This window comes from Dokdonella sp., from assembly GCF_035703485.1.
Lineage (GTDB): Bacteria > Pseudomonadota > Gammaproteobacteria > Xanthomonadales > Rhodanobacteraceae > Dokdonella.
This window is the reverse complement of record NZ_DASSYD010000166.1, coordinates 1-3,944: the sequence shown is the minus strand read 5'-3', so window position 1 is coordinate 3,944 and position 3,944 is coordinate 1. Positions and strand designations below refer to the sequence as shown.

The 3,944-nt window shown below is 59.2% G+C and carries 4 protein-coding genes; all 4 read right to left on the bottom strand.

All coding sequences use genetic code 11. The features are described from left to right. Positions 1-242: 242 nt before the first annotated feature. The gene (locus VFN25_RS12825; RefSeq protein WP_325142510.1) at positions 243-1,022 is read right to left on the bottom strand and encodes a hypothetical protein; all 780 of its coding nucleotides are present in this window, start codon (positions 1,020-1,022) and stop codon (positions 243-245) included. 292 nt (positions 1,023-1,314) lie between these two features. Then, positions 1,315-2,331: a tyrosine-type recombinase/integrase gene (locus VFN25_RS12820; RefSeq protein WP_325142508.1), complete on the bottom strand. Its 1,017-nt coding sequence runs from the start codon at positions 2,329-2,331 to the stop codon at positions 1,315-1,317. After that, complete coding sequence (locus tag VFN25_RS12815; RefSeq protein WP_325142506.1) at positions 2,324-3,298, bottom strand: tyrosine-type recombinase/integrase; 975 nt, start codon at positions 3,296-3,298, stop codon at positions 2,324-2,326. The genes VFN25_RS12820 and VFN25_RS12815 overlap by 8 nt, the downstream gene beginning before the upstream one ends. Then, positions 3,295-3,944: tyrosine-type recombinase/integrase (locus VFN25_RS12810; protein WP_325142504.1), on the bottom strand; the 650-nt coding region annotated here is incomplete at its 5' end. The genes VFN25_RS12815 and VFN25_RS12810, both read right to left, overlap by 4 nt.

Here is a 3,944-nt window from a genome sequence, read left to right as displayed (position 1 = left end):
CAATCACTGTTCGAACCTTGATCGCGATGTGCTTGAAGGGAAAGCCATGCAAAGGACTGCCTCTCGGTGGCCGAAGGCGGTAGGCCGAGACACGCTTGAACCGTGCTGTAGGGCCGCCTGTTAGTAGGTGAATGCTAGATGGCAGATTCAATTGACGCTAGCATCAAGAAGATGCGCATGACGATTGAGGATTCTAGGAGCAACATCAACGTCGATTCGCAGCATTCCACTTGAGGGGATGGTTAGCCATCAAACGCGATGATCCCCCGCTGCTGCTTGCCGTATGCCGTAACTAAGAGATTGGCGAGCTCGGGAACTATGAATATGCACCTGTATGGAACGAACAGTGTGGGCGAGTCTCGATGTGTTCCATGCTCGTCTCGCAGCCTGTTCGGCATGAACGGGATGAAATATTCAAGGAGAAACCCTTCCAACAAGAAGAGAACGGAATAGCCAATGTTGGATGGCTCTCTGGCGATGGGCGAGACGATCAAAGTTTTTAACGTTTCGGGCGAAAAAGCACCTTCCGCTCCTGAATTGTCAACCAAACGAGCGAGGCGAACTCCGAACTTTGCAGGGGACTGCGCCTCGCCATTGAGCAGGGATTGGCGCGCGGCTTCAATCGCCTCTACAGGCGCATGCACGCTGTGGAATGTCTCCTGCTTAGAGACTGCGGCTCTCCAGACAATTGAGGTGAGAAATAGCTTGAACAGCTTGTACGAATGGTTCCGAAAAGTGATGCCTTCGTCATGCTTGGCAAATTGAATGCTAGCGCCGCCTCGGATGAGCTTGAGGCCATACGTTTCGAAGTCCCGAATCTTGCCCTCGCACTTCTGACATAGAAGGTGTTCCCACCAAGATTCCTGTGACCGAACAACTTTGGAGCAGGGGTGATCATTAAACTTGATAAGATTTCCAGTCTTTTGCCGTTTTTTGATTCGACGGAATAGTGCGTTCGGAATGATGTGCGACTCGCATAACTGCGAATCGATAAGACATAGCGAACAGCAACCGTGGATCACGATGAATTCCGAATAGTCAAATACAGATCGACTGCACTGGGGCGTTGCGCGTATGGTTCAGCGGACAAGTGCCTCCGTCAAGCATCTCAGCACGTACCAAACGCATCGACGAATGGCGGCTTTTCGGTTTGATCTTGTGCTGGCCAACGTCCGCTTCTGGCCGTTATGGAGAGCTCTCCATAACGGCCATTATGAGAAGTCCCCAGTTATGAGAAGTTCTGAGGTGGCGAGCGCCCGGATCGGCTGTCACTCGGACTCTCCGGCACGCCCGCCTCTCTTTTCCTTTTCATAATCACAGCGTCTTCAGGAACTCCATCAACGAGTCCGAGGCTCGGAAGCGCTTGGCAGGTGTGTCGGGATCCTGCAGTTTGGCGAGCGCCTTTTCCTTCATCTCGAGGTTCGCTTCCACATACTGATGCGTGGTGGTCGGACTCTCGTGACCAAGCCATAAGGCAATTCCCTCGATGGACTCACCGGACTGCAGCAAATGCATCGCTGTCGTGTGGCGCACCGTGTGAGGGGATATGTGCCGATCACACAGGCTCGGCATCACCGGACTTGCCGCCACTACAGCCAGCGCGAGTCGCTGCGTGACATTGGTACGCGTCATCGGATGGCCGTCCCGATTCGGCAGCAGCGCCGATGCCGGTACCAACTCGGGGTTCAACCTCAACCAAGCCCGTATCGCTCTGACCGTCGATCGCCACAGAGGCATCGTTCGCTGCTTGCGTCCCTTGCCGTGCAAGTGGACACACGCTGCGCCATCGAGGACGACATCGGCCAGGCGCACAGCCGTGATCTCCGACACCCGCGCCCCGGTGTTGTAGAGCATGTGCAGCAGCAGGTGGTCGCGCTGGCTGGTCCAGCTTGCACCGGGCTTTCCGATAATTGCCAGCATCTCCTCGCGCGACAGGAAGCCGAGCATGGGTCTCTCAAAGCGCTTCATCGGCACACCCAACGCCTGCTCGACGACATGCAGTGCACCGACGTCACGGTGGCCGGCGAACTTCAGGAAGGCGCGTAGCGCTGCCAGCCGGGCATTGCGGGTGCGCACCGCGTTACCGCGCTCGTGCTCCAGATGGTCGAGGAACGCCAAGATCAGCGCCGGCGTGACGTCCTCCAACCGGATCGCCGTGGGCTGCTTATGCAGGTGGCTCACAGTGAAGTCCATGAACAACACGAACGCGTCGCGGTAGGTCGCTATCGTGCATGGACTCATCGCCCGTTGCTGAGTCAGATGCTCAGTGAAGAAGGACTGCACAAGCGCGGCAAAGCTCAGCGGCGCTCGTGGTCTCGCTGCCCTACTCATCGCCGTGCACCCGCGGATTGACGAAGCACTCGAAGCGCTGGCCGACCCTGCCCATCAGCTCGGGCACGCCAGTGAGATACCAGTAGGTGTTGGAGATCTTGACGTGACCGAGGTAGGTCGACAACGCCAGCATCCGTTGGTTGATGTCCACCCCTTGCTCATGCCAAAGCACCAGTCGGCGTACTGCGAACGAATGCCGTAAGTCATGAATGCGAGGCCTGCCGTGGCTGCCGCGATCAACCCAGCCGAGTTGCTTGCGAAGTTGCTCGAAGATGCGGTGGACCTGACGGTCGCTTACCGGCTCGCCGAGCAATCGCCCGCGTGTGGAGATGAAGAACGGTGCGTCAGGCGTAGTGCACACATGGCGAGTTCGCTGCGTTCGGTAGCGAGTCAACGCTTCGATTGCGCTCGTGTGCAATGGCAACCGTCGGGATTTGCCGAACTTGCTTTGACGGATCGTCAGCACCCCGCCCTTCAGATCTACATCGGCGTCCTGTAGCCCCATCGCTTCTGAGATGCGTAGGCCCGTGCAAGCGATCAGGCCGAACAGCGTCTCGATCACCGCCGATCGCAGACTGCCCGACGGCCCAAGCTTCCGAGCTGCAGTCAGCAGCTCGACAATCTCCTGCTCGCGATAGATATGCGGCGACATGCGGCCAGGAACGCGGCCGAAGACAGCCTCGTCTGGCACCTCGGTGGCCGGTTCGAACTGCCGCAGCCAAGCCGTGAACGGGCGCAGCAGCTTCAGCTGGCGCGCTGAAGTAGCGCGGTTGCCTCGGCCACCTTTGGCCTGGCGTGCCCAGGCGGCCATCCGATCGACGGTCAGTGGGCCATGGTGGCCGGCATCGGTGATGTCGCGGGCGAAGCGCGCCAGTGCGTAAGCCATGGTTCTAAGCTTGAAGCCGAGACGCCGCCGCTCGGCCAAATACTGCTCAACTCGGGCCTGTAAGGGAACTTGAGCGCTCATAGGGCACTCCCGGGCCACGGCAGTGCGACGCCGGCCAACGCGCTGTGGTCGAGCTTGGCGTAGATGAGTGAGGTGTTGAGTGACCGGTGCCGCAACACATCGGCCACTTCCTTGATCGAGCCACCCTGGTTGACGATCCGACAGGCCAGCGTGTGACGCAGAGCATGCGATCGCCCATGGCGGATACCCGCGCGCCGGAATGCATCGCGCATTACACGTCGAATGGCGTCTACGCCGATGGGTTCGTCATGTGGCGCGAGGTGACGCACGAACATTGCGCCGTCGCAGGTCTTGGGGCGTTCGTGACGAATGTAGGCCTCCAGCGCTTGGCCGGTGACCGCCGGCAATGGCAAAAAGTCTTGGCGCCGCGCCTTCGTATGCTTGAGAGTGATAGTGCCCGTGCGCCAATCGATGTCGGCCAGTTGCAGCCGATTGATCTCGATGCTGCGCAGTCCCAGGTCGAGTGCCAGGCGAACGATGGCATAGCCACGGCGAGCCGACGGAAGTTCCGCCGTGAAGGAACTCAACAACCGATCCACTTCTTCGGGCTTGAGGCTGCGAGGCAACGATGCGAGGCCCCAGTGCGCGGGCGTTTTGATGACGGCCAACAGCGGCTGCACAGAGTCGCCGCAAGTGGCGCGGTAAC